Consider the following 19,296-nt stretch of genomic DNA (forward strand, 5'->3'; position numbering starts at 1 on the left):
TTTCAATAATTCATGAAATCTATTGAATAGTCTGTTCTTCTACTCTATAATACTAATAAGTATGATATCGGGGTATGAATCTGCACCGGTATTATCCTTCCATTACTTTACATTCGGATTGGTTATTTAGCAAGCTCTGCTACTAGACTATTCCACCATAGACAAGCACACCTACTAGCAGGTGTATTTGTCTATGGTGGTTTTTTAATCTCAAAGGAGGCATTTACATGTCAATCAAGATTAATGGAAAGGCATTTCCATTCAAGGACGGTATGACAATATTACAAGTGGTCAATGAACAGCAGATTGAACATCCGCAAATTTGTTATTTGCCTGAAGTGGATCCGATAGAAACATGTGATACGTGTATTGTGGAATTGAATGGACGCCTTGTTCGTGCGTGTTCCACTAAAGCTGAACGAGGAATGGATGTGCAATTGTCTTCTCATCGCGCGAAAGAAGCGCAAACGGAAGCGATGGATCGAATCCTTGAAAATCACTTACTATATTGCACGGTTTGTGATAACAACAACGGCAACTGCAAAATCCACAACACCGTCGACATGATGGGTATCGAGGAACAGAAGTATCCATATGAACCTAAATGTACGCAAGACAGCGTCGATTTCACTCATCCATTTTATCGTTATGACCCTAACCAATGCATCGCTTGCGGCCAGTGCGTCGAAGTGTGTCAAAATCTGCAAGTGAATGAAACGCTAAGCATCGATTGGGAAAGAGACCGTCCGATTGTCCTATGGGATGGGGGAGCGAAAATCAATGATTCTTCCTGTGTAGGCTGTGGCCATTGCATCACTGTCTGCCCGTGTAATGCATTAATGGAAAAGTCCATGTTGGGAGAAGCCGGATTCATGACCGGTATGAAAGAAGAGATTTTGACACCGATGATTGATTTGGTGAAAGACGTCGAACCCGGATACAGCGGCATTATGGCAATTTCGGATGCAGAAGCTGCGATGCGTGATACGAGGACGAAGAAAACGAAGACAGTCTGTACATTTTGTGGGGTCGGGTGTTCCTTTGAAGTGTGGACGAAAGATCGTAAAATCCTGAAGATCCAACCGGTTTCTGAAGCACCCGTCAATGCGATTTCGACTTGTGTCAAAGGGAAATTCGGATGGGATTTCATCAATAGTGAAGAGAGGCTGACAACACCGCTCATCCGGAAAGGGGATTCTTTCGTAGAAGCGAGTTGGAAGGAAGCTTTGGATTTAGTAGCAGAGCGTTTAGGAACGATTCATAAAGAGTATGGAGAAGATAGTGTCGGTGTCATTTCATCCTCAAAAATTACCAATGAGGAGAACTATGTTATTCAAAAGCTTGCGAGGCAAGTGTTTAAGACGAATAATGTCGACAATTGTTCACGCTACTGCCAATCGCCAGCGACAGACGGCTTATTCAGGACAGTTGGAATGGGTGGTGACGCAGGAACAATTAAGGATATTGCAAAGGCAGGTCTCGTAATCATCATTGGAGCGAACCCAGCTGAAGGACATCCGGTTCTTGCCACGCGTGTAAAACGGGCACATAAACTACATGGTCAGAAATTGATCGTTGCTGATTTACGCAAACATGAAATGGCGGAGCGTTCGGACATTTTCATTAGCCCGAAGCAGGGAACTGATCAAGTATGGCTGATGGCAGTGACAAAATATATGATTGACAAAGGATGGCATGACGCGGCATTTATACGTGAAAATGTCCACCATTTTGAAGAGTTCAAAGATGTTTTGAAAACATATACGCTTGATTTTGCTGAGCACGTGACAGGAGTACCGAAAGAAATGTTGATCAGGACAGCTGAAATGATTCGCGACGCTGATGGAACATGTATTTTATGGGGAATGGGAGTAACTCAAAATACTGGCGGATCGGACACTTCCGCTGCGATTTCCAATTTACTTCTTGCAACTGGCAACTATCGCAGACCAGGTGCAGGGGCATATCCGCTTCGTGGCCATAACAATGTACAGGGTGCTTGTGATATGGGAACGCTTCCAGGATGGCTCCCAGGTTATCAGCATGTGACCGATGAGGCTGCACGTGCAAAATTCGAACGTGCATATGGAGTGGAGATTGGCAACAAGCCAGGATTGGATAATATCCAAATGCTGCATGCGGTCGATGAAGGAATTATGAAAGCGATGTATATCGTCGGGGAAGACATGGCGCTCGTCGATTCCAATGCGAATCATGTGCATGACGTCTTATCCAAACTCGATTTTTTAGTAGTCCAAGATATCTTCTTCTCTAGGACTGCAAGATATGCAGATGTTATCCTGCCTGCGGTGCCTTCATTGGAGAAGGATGGGACATTTACGAACACTGAAAGAAGAGTTCAGCGATTATACAAAGCCTTGCCGGAATTAGGGGATGCGAAAGCGGATTGGTGGATTGTCCAAGAAATCGCTACAAGACTGGGAGCCGATTGGAACTATTCACACCCTAGTGAAATTTTCGCTGAAATGGCCAGCCTCTCGCCGTTATTCAGCCAAGCGGATTACAGCAAAATGGAAAACTGGGATAGCTTCCTATGGGGAAGCTTGACCGGAGAAAGTACGCCTTTACTATATGTCGACGGGTTTAACTTCCCAGACGGAAAGGCAAGGTTCGCCTTATCTGATTGGGTGGAGCCTGTCCGTTATGATGACGAATTTGATCTGCACATTAATAACGGAAGGATGCTTGAACACTTCCATGAAGGGAACTTGACGAATAAATCTGAAGGAATCCAATCAAAAGTACCTGAAATCTTTGTTGAAGTATCACCGGAACTTGCGAAGGAGAGGGGCGTACTAAGCGGCTCGTTAGTAAGGCTCGTGTCACCGCACGGAGCACTTCGATTGCCGGCATTAGTGACGGATCGGGTAAAAGGGAATGAATTATTCCTTCCGATGAACTCAGTCGAAAAAGAATCGGCCATCAACTTTTTGACAGGTACAGCTGTGGATCAGAGAACAAATACGCCTGCGTTCAAACAAGCTAAAGTTCGGATGGAAGTTTTGCGGAAAGAAGGCGACAATCCATTGCCGGCAAGCAATCACCGGAATAAAGAACGGCATCCTCAAGATGGAGTCGAAGTCGAGCGGAAGTGGGCAAGGCCTGGCTATGAGCATCTGACAGATCAAGTGGAGAAAGGGTGATTTTCGATGGCAGCGCCAATTACTTCTATTAAAAGAAAAGAGCTTACGTCGGAGGAATTGCAGCAACAGAAAATGAATGAACTGCAATCCCTTCTAACAGAACAGCAACAATCATTGCAGAAGATCATTGAAATCACAGCAGAATTGGATAATGCAGGCGTCCTGGATGCAATGGCTGCATTGGTTAAGGCGAAAGATGAGATTGCAGGCATCGCTGTCGCTCAAGCTTCACGGGAACCGATAACCAATCTCATCAATAATCTAATGAATGCGACTGGTCTTTTGACATCTATAGATCCAGAAGTCACAGCAAATTTAAAAGATGGTATCGCTAAGGGAATAGAGGAGGCTGAACTGTATAAAGGAAATGGAGATAAAGTTTCAATCTTGCAGGTGATGACAGCACTTAACGACCCACATATAAATCGTGCAGTGAAATACGGATTGGATTTCCTTAAAGGTGTTGGCAAAGGGCTAGATAAGTAATTTCCGATTCCCTATTATTCTTGAAACGAATTCACTTGTTATACGTATGTATGAATAAGGAAGAATAAGAATAATAGGGAGTTGATCTCGTTGCATGAAATTGAGAATGAGGAAAATCAAAGTCAGCATGTTAACCCGTGGACTTCCGTATGGCTTCACCCGAGAAAAACAGTCCAATATGTCATGGAATGCAAAACTAGCAGCTTTGTTCTTTTCATTGTTGCCATTTCCGGGGTTATTCACTTACTTGATCAGGCAGTAGACAATGATTTAGTAGAGTCATGGAATATCGCCGCTATATTATTAGTTGCACTAATTGTAGGGCCTATTGTTGGAGTAGTGGGTCTTTATATCGCCTCAGGCATTTATCATATGTTTTCATTGATGCTGGGTGGGATGGGAACATATGAGCAAACTAGAACGGCATACGCCGTTTCGGAAATCATTATCGTAGTCGGCGGTATCGTTTGGATTCCGAACTTGCTCATTTTAGGCCGAGGCAATTTTATTAGTGATTATGACTTCACAATGGGCCAGACCGCTTGGCTCGTCATTTCGTTAATCATTAATTTTATTGTCGGCATTTGGTCACTAGTCGTCGTTATAGCAACAATCTCCGAAGTTCATCGATTTTCAGCATGGAAGGCTACTTTGGTCGTCTTCCTTCCAATTATTATTCTAACTGTAATCGTTATCTTTATTGTCGGATTGACTGCTCCAGCTTTATTTTGAAAATGAAAAAAGAGACGTCTCTTTGTCAATTACATCGAGACGTCGTCTTTGTTTTTGGTTCGTTGTTCATTCATCGTTTTCTTTTTGTTCCTGTTGGGTCTTCCTGTATGCATTAATCATGGCTTCCTTATAATCGCCTAACGAAGCGAATTCATGGAATTGTTTTGAGTACTTTTTGTTCAATGACTCAATTTCATTCCGTTTCGTAATTCTTCGTTCAACTTTGTCCATTGCCCGACCTCCTCATAGATCTTTTTTCTTAGCTTGTCTGTTATGTCTTAAAATATGACATGAAACTAAGAAAGATCGAGCCGGGACAATGAACCATTGATTTTATTTCGAGTCGTCCACGAACTTTCCGTGATCAGGAACCGCAAGCGATTTGAATTCTGACGCCAATCTATTCAAATTCTCCTCCAACCATTGACCTTCGACTGGGACTCCGTGACCCGTAATGGCTATTCTCGGCCGCAATGCAGCTAAAATTTCGACCGACTGTTCCGCTGTCTCCCAATCGGGTGTCAAATAGCGAGGAGGACCTCCTAATTCCTTTTCCTGAGTAAACACTTTATACAGCTCATCCTGTATGACTGTTACGAAAGCATCTCCGACAATCATGGCGTGGTCATCATTTCGGAACATCGAAATATGTCCTTCAGTATGTCCAGGAGTATGGATCCATTTCCAGCCTGGCATGAACGGTATTGTATGATCGTCTGCAAGAGCATGAGCTTTTGACCCGATGTCAATGCCTTCATTGGGAAACATAAATGACAACTTGGCAACCATTCCTCCTTCAACGCTCGTATCCGGCTCAGGGTAATTCTTTTTGCCAGTAATATAAGGAAGCTCCAATTCATGGGCATACACCGGCACATCCCAAATCTCCAATAGGTCAATCAATCCTCCGATATGGTCGAAGTGAGCATGTGTTAGGATAATGGCCTTTGGAGGGTTATCATTACCGAATCTTTTTTCTGCTTCTTCCTTAATCCTTTCAGCTGACTTCGGCATTCCCGCATCAATCAACACCCAGTCATTTCCTTCTCCCGGATAGCCGTAAAAGACAACATTAACAATCTGAACCGTATAACAGTAGAGGTCAGGAGCAACTTCTACTCCTTGTCCACTCGATACAGAAGTTAAAGGTTGAAATCTTTCTGTAGAAGAACTTCTTTCCATATGTCAAATCCTCCTTTGGTATTTATCCATTTCTCTTATACCCTAATATGTGTATAAAACACTTTGTCATACGATTTATATAGAGATGGGAGAATAAATTTGTTGCCCTAAGCAGATCTAGTCTTTATAATAGAAAGGTACTTTCCTTTGTCTCAGTAGCTCAGGGGATAGAGCAACAGCCTCCTAAGCTGTGGGTCGCAGGTTCGATTCCTGCCTGGGACGTTACAATAGAGGGTTAGAAAGCCCTTTAAATCAATGCTTTTAGCGTATAAGATAATAGAGCTGGATACAATTCTAATGTTTAATCCTTACATTTATCTTGCGTTGAAACGACCGAAAGCCTTCTAATAATTATATTGGGAGGTTTTTTTGTGTGGAAAAACCGAGAAAGGGTTTAGCGGTCGATACGGATTTTATATTTGACGGATAAGCCTACGATAGCCAGGGCTACCGGGGCACCATTCTCGAGCAGTAGGTTGATATGACAAATAAGCAATACCGCAATAGGGCGTAGCAGACATCCGAAAGATGCCTACGCCAGTGCAATTACAAAGCAATGTTCGCAGTAAGATCACTGGCTACACCCAAAAAACCGAATGGGTAGACTACTTAGGTGTCCATGGTGTAGGGCAATTGTTTTTGATACCAAGGAAACATCAAACCGTACGAGCTTCTCACTCAATAACATTTCAGTGCAACAATACGAATTACTGAAGTCATGTCACACTAAGTTGAATGAAATATACCTCCTAGCAAACGCTAGAAAAGAAGTGGGAGGATGCAAAGAAGGACGGAAGGAAGTCGATACCGTATCAGGCGTGTGTGTAGGAGTGGGATTTTGTGAAAAGTGATAAGGGCTACGCTAATCAGTGGGAAACATTTTATTACACCGCTATACAGCGATATTTGATATAGGGAAATTAAGCGATTGTCGAGGGGAGAGGGGAAGGAGTTTTGATAGGTAACGATATAGAGAAAAAATACTATATATAGTCACAATTGTACTAATATTAGTTTTCTACGTTTTGATTTCTGGAATTATAAATTCGACAATCGGCTTTCAATTAGTATTATAAGCAGAGTCAAGCTTTTGGACTCCTTTCTCTACTTTCATCGGCTCTTTGGCAGGTGCAACCATAAATGGCGGATTAGCAATCTATCTTAGACGAAAAGAAATTAGGCGAATTATACAGAAAGAAAACAATGATTCTGTTAAAAGTTTTAAGATAATAAATCACTACTTAGAAATAATGAATATCGAATTTCAAGTTTTATTAAAACATAAAGCTCGATTTGATAAGATACCCGATCCATGGGATGACATTGAAATGATCCAGGATGAGGTCGGACAATTTCACCCATCCTATTTCCCACCTCAAGAATGGATAGATTAGTATAAGAGGGAAACTAATCCTATTTATCGGTAGCAAGACTAAGCGAAAATAATATTTTAGAAGAGTTTCAAAAAATGGTAGAGGTGGATACTTCCATATTGCAGATAAAGCAACTCGACGACTTTTTAATATGATCATTAAAATGAATCTTCATATACTTCCAATTTTCAATGAAGTGAGTGAAAAAGGGAAAATAGATATAACTTCATCAGAAATAGAAGAAATCAAAAGTTTGTTAAGGCATATATAGTCCCCCTGGCCAACCGGAGGACTGATTGATTACAGCATTACGCTGTGTCATTTGTTGTCCTCTTTTTTAATTCAGTGAGAAAAAATGGGCTTTCTCGTTCGCATGTAGGCGAGATAGACCGGAAGAATACTAGGACAAGGGACAAGCAAGAAGAACTGCTCACACCGAGGTATTGGGTTGAAATTATGGGTGCCAATCGACCGACGTGCGGACGCAAAAAGGGTGGGGCTTTTAGACAAAGATAGGAGGGGCTTTCAGGTTGAATTAGGCGGATCAATTGATACAGGAGTATACGGGTGGGTTGGAAGAAGTTGAAACAGCGGGCGGACCGATTGGAAGGGGATAAGCCTATTGATGTACATGACTTAAAGCAGTTCAATAGTATGATTGCATATATGTCTTTTTCTTTCGAGTGGCTGAAAACGGGTAGGCAGCCTGGAATTTATCGCGGGGTGGCTGAAAAGTCTGTTTACCAGAAGAGATCTTATGAAAATATTGATTTGATACCCGATATTGTTAAGCAGATAAAAAACGATGATCGGAAAAGAGAAGGTTATTTTGGCATCTTTTTCGGAAAAAGAGAGAGTATGCTATTTACTGCATGTCGGCCATAAAAAGAGTATGGGTGATTATAGCTATAGAATTAGGTGTCAGCAAAAGCACCGTCCAAACGCATATAACCGTGCAAAATCAAAGGTTAAACAAAGATTTCAAGAAGCTGAATTAAGTGTTATGTCATACGCTTGTTATACGAAGTCTATATTTATGAGGGGGAGAATTAAAAGAGGGAGTGCGTCCGAGTGATGGACTAACTCTAATAGCCCCGATACATAAGGGATATTGTTAGTATTTAAAGACTTTTGATCTTCTTTGTTGTACGATATCACTATGAGGTGAGAAAATGGATATAAAAAAATTGATAGACAAGCTCACTAGTTCAGACCCACTGGTTCCATTAACTCGACAAGAAAAGGATTTATTACTACGTCTATTACGAAAAGGCGTCTTGACTGAGGATAGATTGAAAAATAGCATACAAGTTTCGAGCGGGCACTGTCCCTGCTGCGGGAAAGAATAACTAGGAGGAAGTGTTATGTCTTTCCTAAGGGTGCATAAAAATCCTGAAACGAGATTCGATATCGTATTCCAAAGAGATCCTAATCGGAGTGAGGAAGAAGCAATTGGAGGTAGCGAAGATCTTTATGTTGAAATAGAAAGAGCCTCAAACGTCATAAAAAGCATGCATTCTTCAGAAACTGTAAAGGATGATTATTTTCAAAGGCTTGTCTCCTTAGCTCAAGTTGGTTTTGTGGGAGATGATCCAGATCCGAAGCTTGCTAGTGACTCACTTAGGATATTGAAGGAAGAGATATTAGCGATTGAAGGTCATATAATTAAAAATCGATATATGATAAATTTGGGTATTCAAGCACTTATCTATTCCGCGCTGGTTTGGATTTTGTGGTGGATATTGTTTTTGATCTTAGGAACAAGAGCATCTTCACTTTTAATATATAGTGTTGTTTGGACAGGGGCTATGTTCGGAACTTGGATATCTTTTGGAGCGCGAAAATTCGAATTGAAATTCGAAGACTTAAATTCGCTCGAAAAGGATAAAATGTATTCTTATGTTAGACTACCTTACATCGGGATTTGTAGTTGGGCCTTGCTGCTATTTCTGAACAGCGGTTTGTTGAAGTTGGAAATAGGGAGTGCAAAATCAGAAGAATTACTTAAAAACACCGAAGCGCAATTGTTGATTGGGTTTATTGCCGGATTACTGGAAAGTAAATTGGGAATAAATTTGTATAATAAAGCAGAGGATTTAACCAACAAACTTTAAGCATCATCGTGCTGATGGTGCTTTTTCTATGCCTGAAAATCAAAGGGGGCGGATGGTGATGTGAAGTGCCGAATTGGGATGAGATTCAGAAAGAATGGGAATCCAGTGAAATAACATTAAGGAATCGGCCGAGAAACACAGCGTAAAAGATTCAACCATGCGCAGCAGGAAAAACAGAGAGAAATGGCAACGCAACGATGTAAAACGCGCAACGAAAATGAGCAGTGTTGCAAGGAAGAAAAGCGTGGGTGTTGCAACTGAGAAAAAGAAGATATCATCTATTGGACAATAGAGAAGGAGTGGTAAACCTAATCCTAAGAACCAGTTTACGAAACGGAACAGGGCAGCAGTAACACATGGCTTCTTATCGAAGTTATTCCAGCAAAGGAAGGAGATTTTTGGTTACTTTTATTTACCTGTTGTAAAGGTTGATTCTTGAAATACGACAGAAGTGTCTGAGGGATGTTTAAATAGTGTATATTACGGAATTATGTACAGTTTCTAGTTGTTAGCAATTGCCGCTTTGTGGTCATGCTGTTAAACACCGCTCTCCCCCCAGCTAGCAAGCCTTCTTAGTGTACTGGTACATAGAGGTGTCGTTGCGTGTTAAAAACTTAGCGTTCAATGGTAAAAAAGATGATACAAGTGGTGAAAAATCGCGAGGACAAATCATTCTGATAAATATTCATGAAGAGAGGATTGGTTAACCAGCCTTCTTTTCCCTTTTATATACAGTAAGAAAAGGGGAATATGATTTTCTTTATTTCGGAATTAAGATTTTCGAAATGGTTTGTTCCGGTCCGATATGAAAAACTTCCGGTGAATAGAATACTTTGGATTATAGCATCATGGACAACCTAATGAATAAATTAGAAAAAGAGAAGGCATCTTACACCTCCTCTATTCATATAGTCATAATTTTTCAATTTCTACCGGATTACTTGTCGGTTTAGGAGCATCTTCATCATCAGCAAAAACTGTAGGAGAAAGTCCAATAAACATAATTAATGTTAATAATATATACGAGAAAACCTTTTTCATTTATAAATCCTCCACTGAAGTTATTTTTTTTTGTTTTAAAGCACTTAAACTTGAATATTGATAATAAAGGCTAGCAGCCTTATATTTGCTTTGATTTCTATAGTAATCCCCTAACATCATAGAGTATTTCTGTACATACCGGTAATCTTTTATTTTTTTAAAATATTTAACAGACTTTTTTAATACAATTTCATAATCCGCGTATGCACTATATTTAGCTCGATAAACATTAAAATGAAAAAAGTAAGAATGAAAAAATGTTTTTAACTCACAGTTGTCATTCAATAAATCAATTCCAATATTACACCATTTTAAAACATTAGAGGAATCTCCTTGTTTCGAATACTCTCGAATAATACACAAGATAGTTGAAAAAGAAGTAGAAAGTTGACTATTTTCTTGCTTATAACTAAAACTTTTTTCGAAATTCTTAATCGCTTCTTCACAATTTCCTTGTGCGGAATATAATGCACCAAAGTTATGATGAATCATTCCATTGTATATACTCAAATTTAACCGTTTTGTTAATTTATAAGCAGCAGAAAAATTAACTTCTGCATTTTTGAATTCCAATAGGTTGCGTTGAGCAATACCTAAAACAATGGATCCATCGATAATACGCTCAAAATAATGGTTATCTTTATAGTATTCTAAAGCCATAGAGGAGTATTTGACAACATTGAAATAATCTCTACCTTTTAAATAGAATAAACTTAAAGCATTATAAAAGTCAGCGTTTTCCCATTCATGAAGCATTACGTACTCTTTTTGTCTTAAAGACTTTTTAAAGTAGCTAACTAAGTTGGGATTATCGTTTAATGAGTAATAGTAGAGCGCTAAATTAAAGTAGTAAATAAATTTAAGTTTTTCACTCAATTTATTCTCTATGCTCTTTAATTGAATTATCTTACTCTCATAGTCTGTTGAATTATCATTTGTTATTAATAGTAATCTAAACATAAGTAAGTGGTAAAGATATAAGTTGTCTGTCTCTTGAAACCTGAACTTAATGTCGATAAACTTTGGTAATTGTTTTCTTATTAAATTTTGGTTCCTATAAAGTAAGCCTTCTTTATATAATTCTAATAACGATGAAATAATGTCATCTTCTTCTTTACTGCAAACTTCAATAATCTCAATGTTTAATCTCCTTAGCAGAAGTTCAACAATATCCTCATTAGGTAGAATCTTTCCGTTTTCAATTTTGCTAAGATAAGAAATTGAGCATATTCCTTTTGCTAAAGCTGCTTGTTTAATATTTTGATTCTTTCTCTCGATTTTAATATTGAAACCAATATTATCAAGAATAGCTTTTTGTTTTTTTATAAAAACCACCTCCTGAACCAATATTATACAATTCAAATTTATATAAAACAACGATAAATAAAATTATTTTTCTAATTCTTTGCAACTGTGGGTATAAAAGTCTATGGGAATACTGTCTTAGTAGAAGAGTACGTCTACGATCGGAATAGGTTTAGGGTTCTCTAAGACATTTAGTCTGTGTCCAGCCATTCACTATAAGAATCGCTCCCAGTTACTTGCCCACCCAAAAAAACATCTTTGTTCAGAAGAAGTAATCTAGTAATTCTTCAAATAGAAATTCATTTTGCCGTCGGTTCCCACTACGAATACAAAAAACACAAGGTTAAATTTAAGGACAATAGCCATACGCCAAAACACCTCAGAAAAAGATATTATCTCCGGTATTTTTACTCACAGTATACAACTATTCAAATCCTCCAGTTAACCAACGACAATATTAATCGCCACAGTTTGACGAAAGTATTTTTTGAGTTTTCTGAGAGAGTTACAGGAGTACTCATAGCTAGCATTAGACATATACCACGCTTTTTGCTAAAAACTCTGTCGTAAAACCATTTGGTTATACGTTCACGAATATTTGTTAACTAGTGAAACAGATAAGGCTATTTCCTTATAGCAGTTGAATGAGATTTTCCAATATACCGCTAAAAAAAGTCGCAGAAAGAGAAATTATTAGTCAAATTTCATTATGAAAGGTGACTACTAAATCGAAATTTCGATATTTGTGGAAAATATGTTTAATTTACAATCTTTAATGAGGTATAAAATCCAAAACTTTCTCAACCTAAAAATGTTGAAAAATATTGTGTTGCTTGTAAACTTAACTTAAGAGTCTGAGTAGTCAGATTCGAGTCTAAACAGAAAGGAGGTAAGGAACATATGAATATTAAAGTTGATGCTATCAATCTCTCAAGTATTATGGAAAATGCGCAAGATCAACTTCAAGATTTATTACAGGCGGGTTGTTGTACAACTGGTGGGTGTGAATCCCCGATAACTATGGTAGAAGAAGAAATGGAAGAAGCAACAGAAGAAGTTTAATACAATATCTTAGTCCTATTACGAGGAGAGAAAGGGAGAGAATTTATGAATTTAAAATTAGAAAGCATTAATCTATCAAATATCATGGAAAATGGACAAGAAGTACTTCAAGAATTATTGCAAGCCGGTTGTTGCTCAACAGCAATTTGTGAATCACCATTAACTCCGTCTTATAAAACATCAACTGGTAATGAATTAGGAAATTCTGAGGATATCTAAAATATATTTAGAGTTCATAGAGTAAAAAAAGGGTAGTATCTACCCTTTTTCTACTTTTTTGGGGGGATGCTTTTATGAATCTGAAATTAAACGCAAGGTGTTTTGAAATAGGAGAGAGATTATTTTTTTCTAATGCTACTGCTGGTGATGTAGTAGTCTCTGGTGAAGCGCAGGGCTTAGTAAGGCAACTTACTTCATATGCAAATGGAATAACACCTTTGGAAGACATTGCGTTGGAAATGAATTGTTCTGAAAATGAGATCTTAGAATTAATTGATCCATTATTAAAGAAAAATTACATTTCAATAGTTGAAAATAAAATAAAAGGAATAGTACTTTCAAGTGGTATTTCACAAAAATCAATAGATTTACTTTGTGAACAAAGCGACTTAAAACATATTTTAAAGTCTTGTCCTATGACTGGATTTGCGATCAATAAAGATGAAAAATTCATTCTAGCGATTGGTAGAGAAGAGAATGAATCTTTCTTTATGAATGTAAATCAACAAGCAACTAGTTTAGGGATTCCTTGGATACGTCTAGCCATTAGTTACAATAAAATATTTTTTGGACCAATCTTTTTTCCTAAACAGGGTCCATGCTTTGGATGTTTTCAGACAAGATTATTTAATAATAACCAAAATGATCAAGTAGAGAGAATCTATGATTTGGGCAATATCGAATTGGCAGCTATAGGTTTAATAAAGTCAGAGATTATAAAGTTCGTCGATAAAGAAAAGTTTTGCAATTTATTTGAACAGGAAAATATATTGGATCTAAATTTATTTACTATGGAGAGTTATAAGCTATTTAAAGTTCCGGGATGTGATATGTGTGCAAATAGGTAACTTGGATTTGGAGAGTCTAGTTAATTCGAGGGCAGGCCTAGTTAGTAAATTAAAAGAGATAAAACCGTTACCGGAAGTGCCATTAATTAATCGGTATTTAGCTATAATTAATTATAAAGAAAATTCAAATGTGTTCACAATTAGCGGATCAGGTTTTTCATTAAATAAACAAGAGGCCATGATATCTTCAGTAGGTGAAGCAATTGAACGATATTGTGCACATATTATTGATTCGAATATTAAATGGAGTAGTTATAGAAATTTGCAAAGCAACGGGGATGTACTTGATCCCTCATTAATTACACGACTAACAGAAGAACAGTATAAGAATAAATATAACCAGTTGCCACCTGATCTAAATACAAAATTAGGTTGGAGTACGTGTGTGGATTTTCAAACAGGAAAAGATATATTTGTCCCCACTGAAATGATTTATTTAAGAAAAATTCAAAATCCTCTTATACGTGATATTATCTCTACTGGATTAGCATGTGGTCCAACTAAAGATAATGCAATTCAGAATGGATTATTAGAATGTATTGAACGAGATAGCTTTATGCTTTTTTGGTTATTCTTACGAGCCAATTTCAAAATTGATATTTCTTCACTAGATGATAATCATGAAATATCCAAATTATACCTTCTTGCAAAAAGATTTAGGTTAAACGTTACCCTTCTTGATATTACAACAGATTTAGGAATACCTTCTATTGTTACTATTCTAACTAAAAATGGGACATCTGGATTTTATATGGGTTGCGCATCACATATTAATTATGAACAAGCTATTTATAAGTCGTTAAAAGAAGGGATTGGAGGATATAGCATTTATTACGAATCACTCTACATCCATGATACTGTCATTCCTAGGTCTGCTGATGAGATACGTACTCTGGATGATCATGTCCTATATTATTTTGCTGGCAATCACGATAATATTTTATCCGATATTGATCATGGTAACAAAATAGTAGATGCTAAACATCTTCTTAATACTAAAAATATATCGTTAAAATCGCTAAAAGATTTTCCTATTTACTATAAAAACATTACTTCAGAAGATATTAAAGAAATAGGTGTGTCCGTTGTGCGAGTAGTATGCCCAACTCTCTGTTATCTACCTGTGGGAGAGAGCTTTTTAAGTTGTCAAAGAATAGAAAGATTCAAAGTGAACTATAACAAAATAGAATTAAACTTAGCTCCACACCCCTTCCCTTAGTAAAAGGAGTTGTTAACCTATGAATTTGCATGAGTTTTTTCATATTAATACTTTTAATTATCCAGAGCAGTTGTTAAACGCTAAAGGTGAACTTTTTGAATCGCATCCTAGAGGTAAAGTGTTTTATCAAGATGGCCAAGCTTTTAAAGGTTCTATTGAAGAACAACTCTATTATTCAGATAGAGCATATAATAAAAATCCTTTTAAGAAAACTATTCTGCAAAATTTATTACAAAAAGCATATGTAGTAATGGACTCTAAGGAATCTTTGCACGGATCCGTACCTTCAGCAGGTGGTCTTTTCCCTTTAGAGATCTATGTAGCTGCATTAAATATCGAAGGTATTGATAGGGGTATTTATCATTTTGATAAAATCGAACAAGTTTTAACACCTATTTCTTACATTGAAAAATGGACTACAGACATTTATTTTCCTGAAATCAACAAATTTACTGAGGACTCTCCCGTAATATTGTTTATGACATGTAACTTCGAGAATATAGTTAAAAAATATGGGGCTCGAGGCTATCGCTATGCATTGATTGAAGCAGGACATATTGGACAAAATGTGCGTAGTTACTGTGCTAGATTAAATTTGGCTAGTTGCCCCATAGGTGCGTTTTATGATGACACTGTTAATTCATTGCTAAATTTGCAACCAGGTGATTTTACAGTTTATGCATATTCGATTGGAGAAAAAAGGTGAAGATAATGAACTTTAAGGTAAACCCTAATGCATTAATTCGAGTAGCCGGCACAAACGCAACATCTATGAAAAAGCTATTAAATAATGACCGTGAATGGATTTATAATGTCAAAAAGATTATCGTGTGGAAAAAAGATCTAATAAGGGAAAAAGAAGAGTTAATATCTATCTTATTCGAAGAAATCAAAAAGGAAACCCACTATCGAAATATGTACCTAAATCTTAAGAGAGATTTATATAACCATCGATACAAACGTATAATTCCAAACAAAATTCCATCTGCAATGGATGAGAGAATAAAAAACCGCATTTTAAATTGGGTTGGAAATTATCAATCTTATATTAGTAGTATAGATGAATTGAAATCGATTTTGGAAAAAGAATCGTTGTTCTTGAATGGAATTTATTGTAATGCCTGGTATGAAAGTAAGTCATTTCAAGAAGGTGTAAAATTAGCATCCCCAGCATTATATCAGACATTACAAAAGTACATGAGAAAAGGTCGGCTTTCAAATAATCTTCATCTCAGTTTTTTGAAGTATTATACGAGAGCAACTCTTAAAACAAGCCCATTAGGCCAATTTTGTGCAATAGGTATAGCGGAAATACAAATAGAGAAAGCGAGAACGAAAATAAATTATGATCAACCTAATTCTTTTTATATAAATGAAAAATTAAGACCTTTACAAGAGATAGCAAAAAGGATTAGCGGCAATGACTTAGAACAAAGTTATCATGTAAATAAGAATATTTGGTTTGAGAATGAAAAGATATACGTTTTAGGAAGAGAAGATGATGCATTTTCAGTATTTATGTATCGTAATGGAGAAAAATTAGTTGTTTTAGAAAATAGCGAAGGATTACGAAAAATGTTAAATGATCTTGCGGAAGTTGGTTCGTTTAACTACAAGTACTTCTCAACTTACCTAGGTAATTATAAAGAAGAAATAATCTTAAATAACTTTAAACAGCTGATTGAGAATCATATCCTAATTCCAGTTGTGCTTCAAGAAATAGAGGCTAAACCATTAGAAATAAAACAAGAATATTGCTCTGCTATAAAATATGAAGATTTCTTAATAGAAAAACCTATTTCATTAAATTTAGATCAAAGCATAATTGATGGATTAAATTTATTACATAGGTTGTTTTTTTTACTAGATCCTCATGAACTGAATCAGCAGTTTTTTGCAGAGTATATTTATCAAAATTTTGGAGAGAATGAAATCTCGTTTCCTCAGTTACTGATTAGCTTTACCGAATTTGAAAAGTGTATCAAAAGTGATTTAAATGAAAATAACAAAATAAAATTTTGGCATTATATTGAGAAACGGATGGATCAAGAAATTATATGCCTAGACGAATTAGACTGGATAAAAAGCGATATAAATACTATTTTTAAACCATATTCAATGACATATTATCTGCAACTTGATAGAACCGGAAAGGCATATTTAAACAACGTGCAGTCAGGTTATGGGCGTTCATTTACTCGTTATAATTACTATCCTACATTCAAAAAAGCGGCTACTCATTTTGTGAATATTATTAACAAGAATATCCGGACCCTTGAGGTTATCAATAATAGAGGATATTTGGCGAATTACCATGACCCTGTGACAAAAAGCTTTATTGATTACGCCAATGTATACAATACGAAAAACGCAATCAATTTAAATGATATATCCTTTAGTTATTGTAAAGAAAACAAGAAAATTGTAGTAAGGCAAAACGGTAGCAAAGAATTAATTCACTTAATTCATCTTCACCAGGCTTCGCCATCCTTTGGTGGAAAGGCTTTTCGTTTGCTAGCAACACTTCAACAAAGCGAGTCAGTAGGACTAGGTGTAGAAAGATTTTTCAATAAATTTTTAGAGGAACCAATTTTCAGGATTCCTTCGATAACAATAAAAGGCGTGGTTATTAGTAGAGAGAAGTGGATTATTAATAATCAAGTGGTAAAGTCGTTAGGAGTATTAGACGAAGCTAATTTTATTCTTCAACTTTACGAGCTTCACCAAGAATACGAGCTTCCAAGTTCTTTTTATGTTCGTCGGATTCAGGGTGATAAAGCGTTTAATTACACTAAACTAGACGATTTTTATAAACCGCAATTTATCTCATTGAAAAACATACATTTAATCTCTTTATATAAAAAAATCATGCAACAAACAGGTGGGAATTTACTGATTGAGAAATGCGGACCATCATTAAGTGGCTTGCCTGTTGTAAATGGTGAACCACATGCCTTTGAACTGGGAGTTGAAGTATTTGGAGGCACATGAACGTGTAAGTGTGGTGGTAGGCTCTGCCCTATTACCGGTAAATGAATACCTAAACAAATTGTATAAAATACTCAATAAGGATTGTATACCTTTTTATTTTATTCGATTATTTAATTCTCAGGTGGTTATTAGATTAATCTTTTCAAAACTGCATAAGGCTAAAGTCGAAGAGGTAATTAATAAACTTAATCTAGATACGTATGAGAAAGTGAGGCCATATCAAATAAATTATTTACGATATGGGAATGAAGATATTTATCAAAGAATAGAAGAATATAATACATTCATTTTAAATCATTCTTGTGAGAGACAATTAAATAGTGAACAGATCGGGCATTTTCTATTTCTCGTTAATGAACTGTTAATTTCTTCGAATATTGAAAAATATAATTTGAAAATTTTTTTGCAAGAAATATTACCAGTTTGGGAAAACTATTATGGAATTATTCACGAAGAGATAATACTTTTAGAAGGGAAAATATCTAATATAGTATCTGAAAAGGAAATTGTCTGGATTTCCAATGACCGGTTAATTTTTTTAAACCTAATAGATTCAATAAGAGAGGAACTAAGAAACCACCCAGACATTCTTTTAGATGAAATTCCACATTTCACCAAAGAATGCAGAGACTTTATAAACTCTCAAACTTTAATTGTTCAAAATGAAATGAAACTACTAATGACTATGCTTCATATGACAGCAAATATGTTTGGTATTCATCATTATTTAGAGGTTTATTGTTATTTAAGAGTATATAGAAAGTGGGAAGAGCATGATTACCTACATCCCGGATAAAGATTTCTTAAGAAACTTTGTTAATAATGGATATCCCTCGATAAATGAAATACAGGGCAGAAAGATGGATGATTTAATTAAGATTGCAATGATAGATTATCACAATATCTCTGCGATGAGGGATATCCAGCAGGATTTTAATCAAAATCCAGATGCAATTAGTAAAATATATGACACTGTACAAGCAGCATATCATGAATTAACCCAAAGTATTGGTGAAAACCCCGTTAGCATATTTATTACATTGCTGAACAACGAGCATTCATTTATTGTGTCTAAATTAAATGGAATCATGGCACACACCATGGATAGTAAAACAATTTGTCTTTATATAAGTTCAAAAAGTATTTCAAATGTAACTTTTTGGGATCATTTAAAATTTAATATAGCCCATGAATATATTCATATAATCCGAAACCTGAGGAATCTCTCTAATGAATATCTTATTGATTATTGTATTGATGAAGGATTGGCTGAGTATATTGTTTACAAGTTATATGGTATTTCTTCAATTAGACCTTGGGCAAAGGTTAATCAAGAAACTATTAGTTTACTAAAAAAGAAAGTATTTTCTAAAGCATATACAACAGATAAGAGAGAGATTTTTGCATATTTACAAGGCGATGTTCATCTGAAAATTCCACGATGGACAGGTTATCAAGTAGGATTTTATTTAATAGACAATCTTATTGAAAATGGTATACCGTTTGATGAGCTCCTTTACCTAAATGGTTTAGAGATTTTTAACTTGTATAGGGAGTGAA

The 19,296-nt window shown here is 36.2% G+C and carries 17 protein-coding genes and 1 tRNA gene; 14 read left to right on the top strand and 4 right to left on the bottom strand.

Annotation, left to right across the window (positions count from 1 at the left end; all coding sequences use genetic code 11):
• Window positions 1-227 precede the first annotated feature (227 nt).
• The 3 genes from fdhF to NIT04_RS08185 all read left to right on the top strand — a co-directional run bounded on the left by fdhF (window position 228) and on the right by NIT04_RS08185 (window position 4,382).
• On the top strand, window positions 228-3,164 hold the full coding sequence (fdhF, locus tag NIT04_RS08175) for a formate dehydrogenase subunit alpha (protein WP_252503052.1): 2,937 nt from the start codon (window positions 228-230) through the stop codon (window positions 3,162-3,164).
• Window positions 3,165-3,170: 6 nt separating this feature from the next.
• Window positions 3,171-3,650: a DUF1641 domain-containing protein gene (locus NIT04_RS08180; protein WP_252503053.1), complete on the top strand. Its 480-nt coding sequence runs from the start codon at window positions 3,171-3,173 to the stop codon at window positions 3,648-3,650.
• 90 nt (window positions 3,651-3,740) lie between these two features.
• Window positions 3,741-4,382 carry a Yip1 family protein gene (locus NIT04_RS08185; protein ID WP_252503054.1) on the top strand — a complete coding sequence of 214 codons (642 nt, stop codon included), beginning with the start codon at window positions 3,741-3,743 and terminating at the stop codon, window positions 4,380-4,382.
• Window positions 4,383-4,448: 66 nt separating this feature from the next.
• On the opposite strand, the gene NIT04_RS08190 is transcribed toward NIT04_RS08185, so the two are convergent.
• Together NIT04_RS08190 and NIT04_RS08195 are read right to left on the bottom strand one after the other, a co-directional pair.
• A complete protein-coding gene (locus NIT04_RS08190) occupies window positions 4,449-4,613 on the bottom strand; it encodes a hypothetical protein (protein WP_252503055.1) in 165 nt (54 codons plus the stop codon).
• A gap of 102 nt (window positions 4,614-4,715) precedes the next feature.
• Entirely contained in the window at window positions 4,716-5,564 is an 849-nt protein-coding gene (locus tag NIT04_RS08195) for an MBL fold metallo-hydrolase (protein ID WP_252503056.1), read from the bottom strand.
• A gap of 149 nt (window positions 5,565-5,713) precedes the next feature.
• Here NIT04_RS08195 and NIT04_RS08200 point away from each other — a divergent pair.
• The 3 genes from NIT04_RS08200 (at window position 5,714) to NIT04_RS08210 (ending at window position 9,051) form a co-directional block, all read left to right on the top strand.
• Window positions 5,714-5,786 (top strand) — tRNA-Arg (locus NIT04_RS08200).
• Window positions 5,787-7,504: 1,718 nt separating this feature from the next.
• Window positions 7,505-7,822, top strand: coding sequence for a hypothetical protein (locus NIT04_RS08205; RefSeq protein ID WP_252503057.1), 318 nt, complete (start codon window positions 7,505-7,507; stop codon window positions 7,820-7,822).
• Window positions 7,823-8,301: 479 nt separating this feature from the next.
• On the top strand, window positions 8,302-9,051 hold the full coding sequence (locus tag NIT04_RS08210; RefSeq protein WP_252503058.1) for a hypothetical protein: 750 nt from the start codon (window positions 8,302-8,304) through the stop codon (window positions 9,049-9,051).
• A 912-nt stretch (window positions 9,052-9,963) separates the two neighbouring features.
• Here NIT04_RS08210 and NIT04_RS19070 read toward each other — a convergent pair.
• Both NIT04_RS19070 and NIT04_RS08215 read right to left on the bottom strand, forming a co-directional pair.
• Complete coding sequence (locus tag NIT04_RS19070) at window positions 9,964-10,092, bottom strand: hypothetical protein (RefSeq protein WP_256470587.1); 129 nt, start codon at window positions 10,090-10,092, stop codon at window positions 9,964-9,966.
• The gene (locus NIT04_RS08215; protein ID WP_252503059.1) at window positions 10,093-11,439 is read right to left on the bottom strand and encodes a helix-turn-helix transcriptional regulator; all 1,347 of its coding nucleotides are present in this window, start codon (window positions 11,437-11,439) and stop codon (window positions 10,093-10,095) included. It lies immediately after the preceding gene.
• Window positions 11,440-12,297: 858 nt separating this feature from the next.
• Between NIT04_RS08215 and NIT04_RS08220 the strand changes: the two genes are divergently transcribed.
• The 8 genes from NIT04_RS08220 (at window position 12,298) to NIT04_RS08255 (ending at window position 19,295) form a co-directional block, all read left to right on the top strand.
• Entirely contained in the window at window positions 12,298-12,459 is a 162-nt protein-coding gene (locus tag NIT04_RS08220) for a hypothetical protein (protein WP_252503060.1), read from the top strand.
• 45 nt (window positions 12,460-12,504) lie between these two features.
• On the top strand, window positions 12,505-12,678 hold the full coding sequence (locus tag NIT04_RS08225) for a hypothetical protein (protein ID WP_252503061.1): 174 nt from the start codon (window positions 12,505-12,507) through the stop codon (window positions 12,676-12,678).
• Between the two features lie 74 nt (window positions 12,679-12,752).
• A complete protein-coding gene (locus tag NIT04_RS08230; protein WP_252503062.1) occupies window positions 12,753-13,526 on the top strand; it encodes a hypothetical protein in 774 nt (257 codons plus the stop codon).
• On the top strand, window positions 13,513-14,745 hold the full coding sequence (locus NIT04_RS08235) for a YcaO-like family protein (RefSeq protein WP_252503063.1): 1,233 nt from the start codon (window positions 13,513-13,515) through the stop codon (window positions 14,743-14,745). The genes NIT04_RS08230 and NIT04_RS08235 overlap by 14 nt, the downstream gene beginning before the upstream one ends.
• Window positions 14,746-14,764: 19 nt before the next feature.
• A complete protein-coding gene (locus tag NIT04_RS08240; protein ID WP_252503064.1) occupies window positions 14,765-15,451 on the top strand; it encodes a SagB/ThcOx family dehydrogenase in 687 nt (228 codons plus the stop codon).
• A 5-nt stretch (window positions 15,452-15,456) separates the two neighbouring features.
• A complete protein-coding gene (locus NIT04_RS08245; protein WP_252503221.1) occupies window positions 15,457-17,736 on the top strand; it encodes a lantibiotic dehydratase in 2,280 nt (759 codons plus the stop codon).
• Window positions 17,723-18,532 (top strand): hypothetical protein, encoded by an 810-nt coding sequence (locus NIT04_RS08250; protein WP_252503065.1) that lies wholly within the window; start codon window positions 17,723-17,725, stop codon window positions 18,530-18,532. The genes NIT04_RS08245 and NIT04_RS08250 overlap by 14 nt, the downstream gene beginning before the upstream one ends.
• Window positions 18,510-19,295 (top strand): DUF2268 domain-containing putative Zn-dependent protease, encoded by a 786-nt coding sequence (locus tag NIT04_RS08255; protein WP_252503066.1) that lies wholly within the window; start codon window positions 18,510-18,512, stop codon window positions 19,293-19,295. The genes NIT04_RS08250 and NIT04_RS08255 overlap by 23 nt, the downstream gene beginning before the upstream one ends.
• Window position 19,296: the final 1 nt, after the last annotated feature.

It is taken from the genome of Sporosarcina sp. Marseille-Q4943 (assembly GCF_943736995.1).
Classification (GTDB): Bacteria; Bacillota; Bacilli; order Bacillales_A; family Planococcaceae; genus Sporosarcina.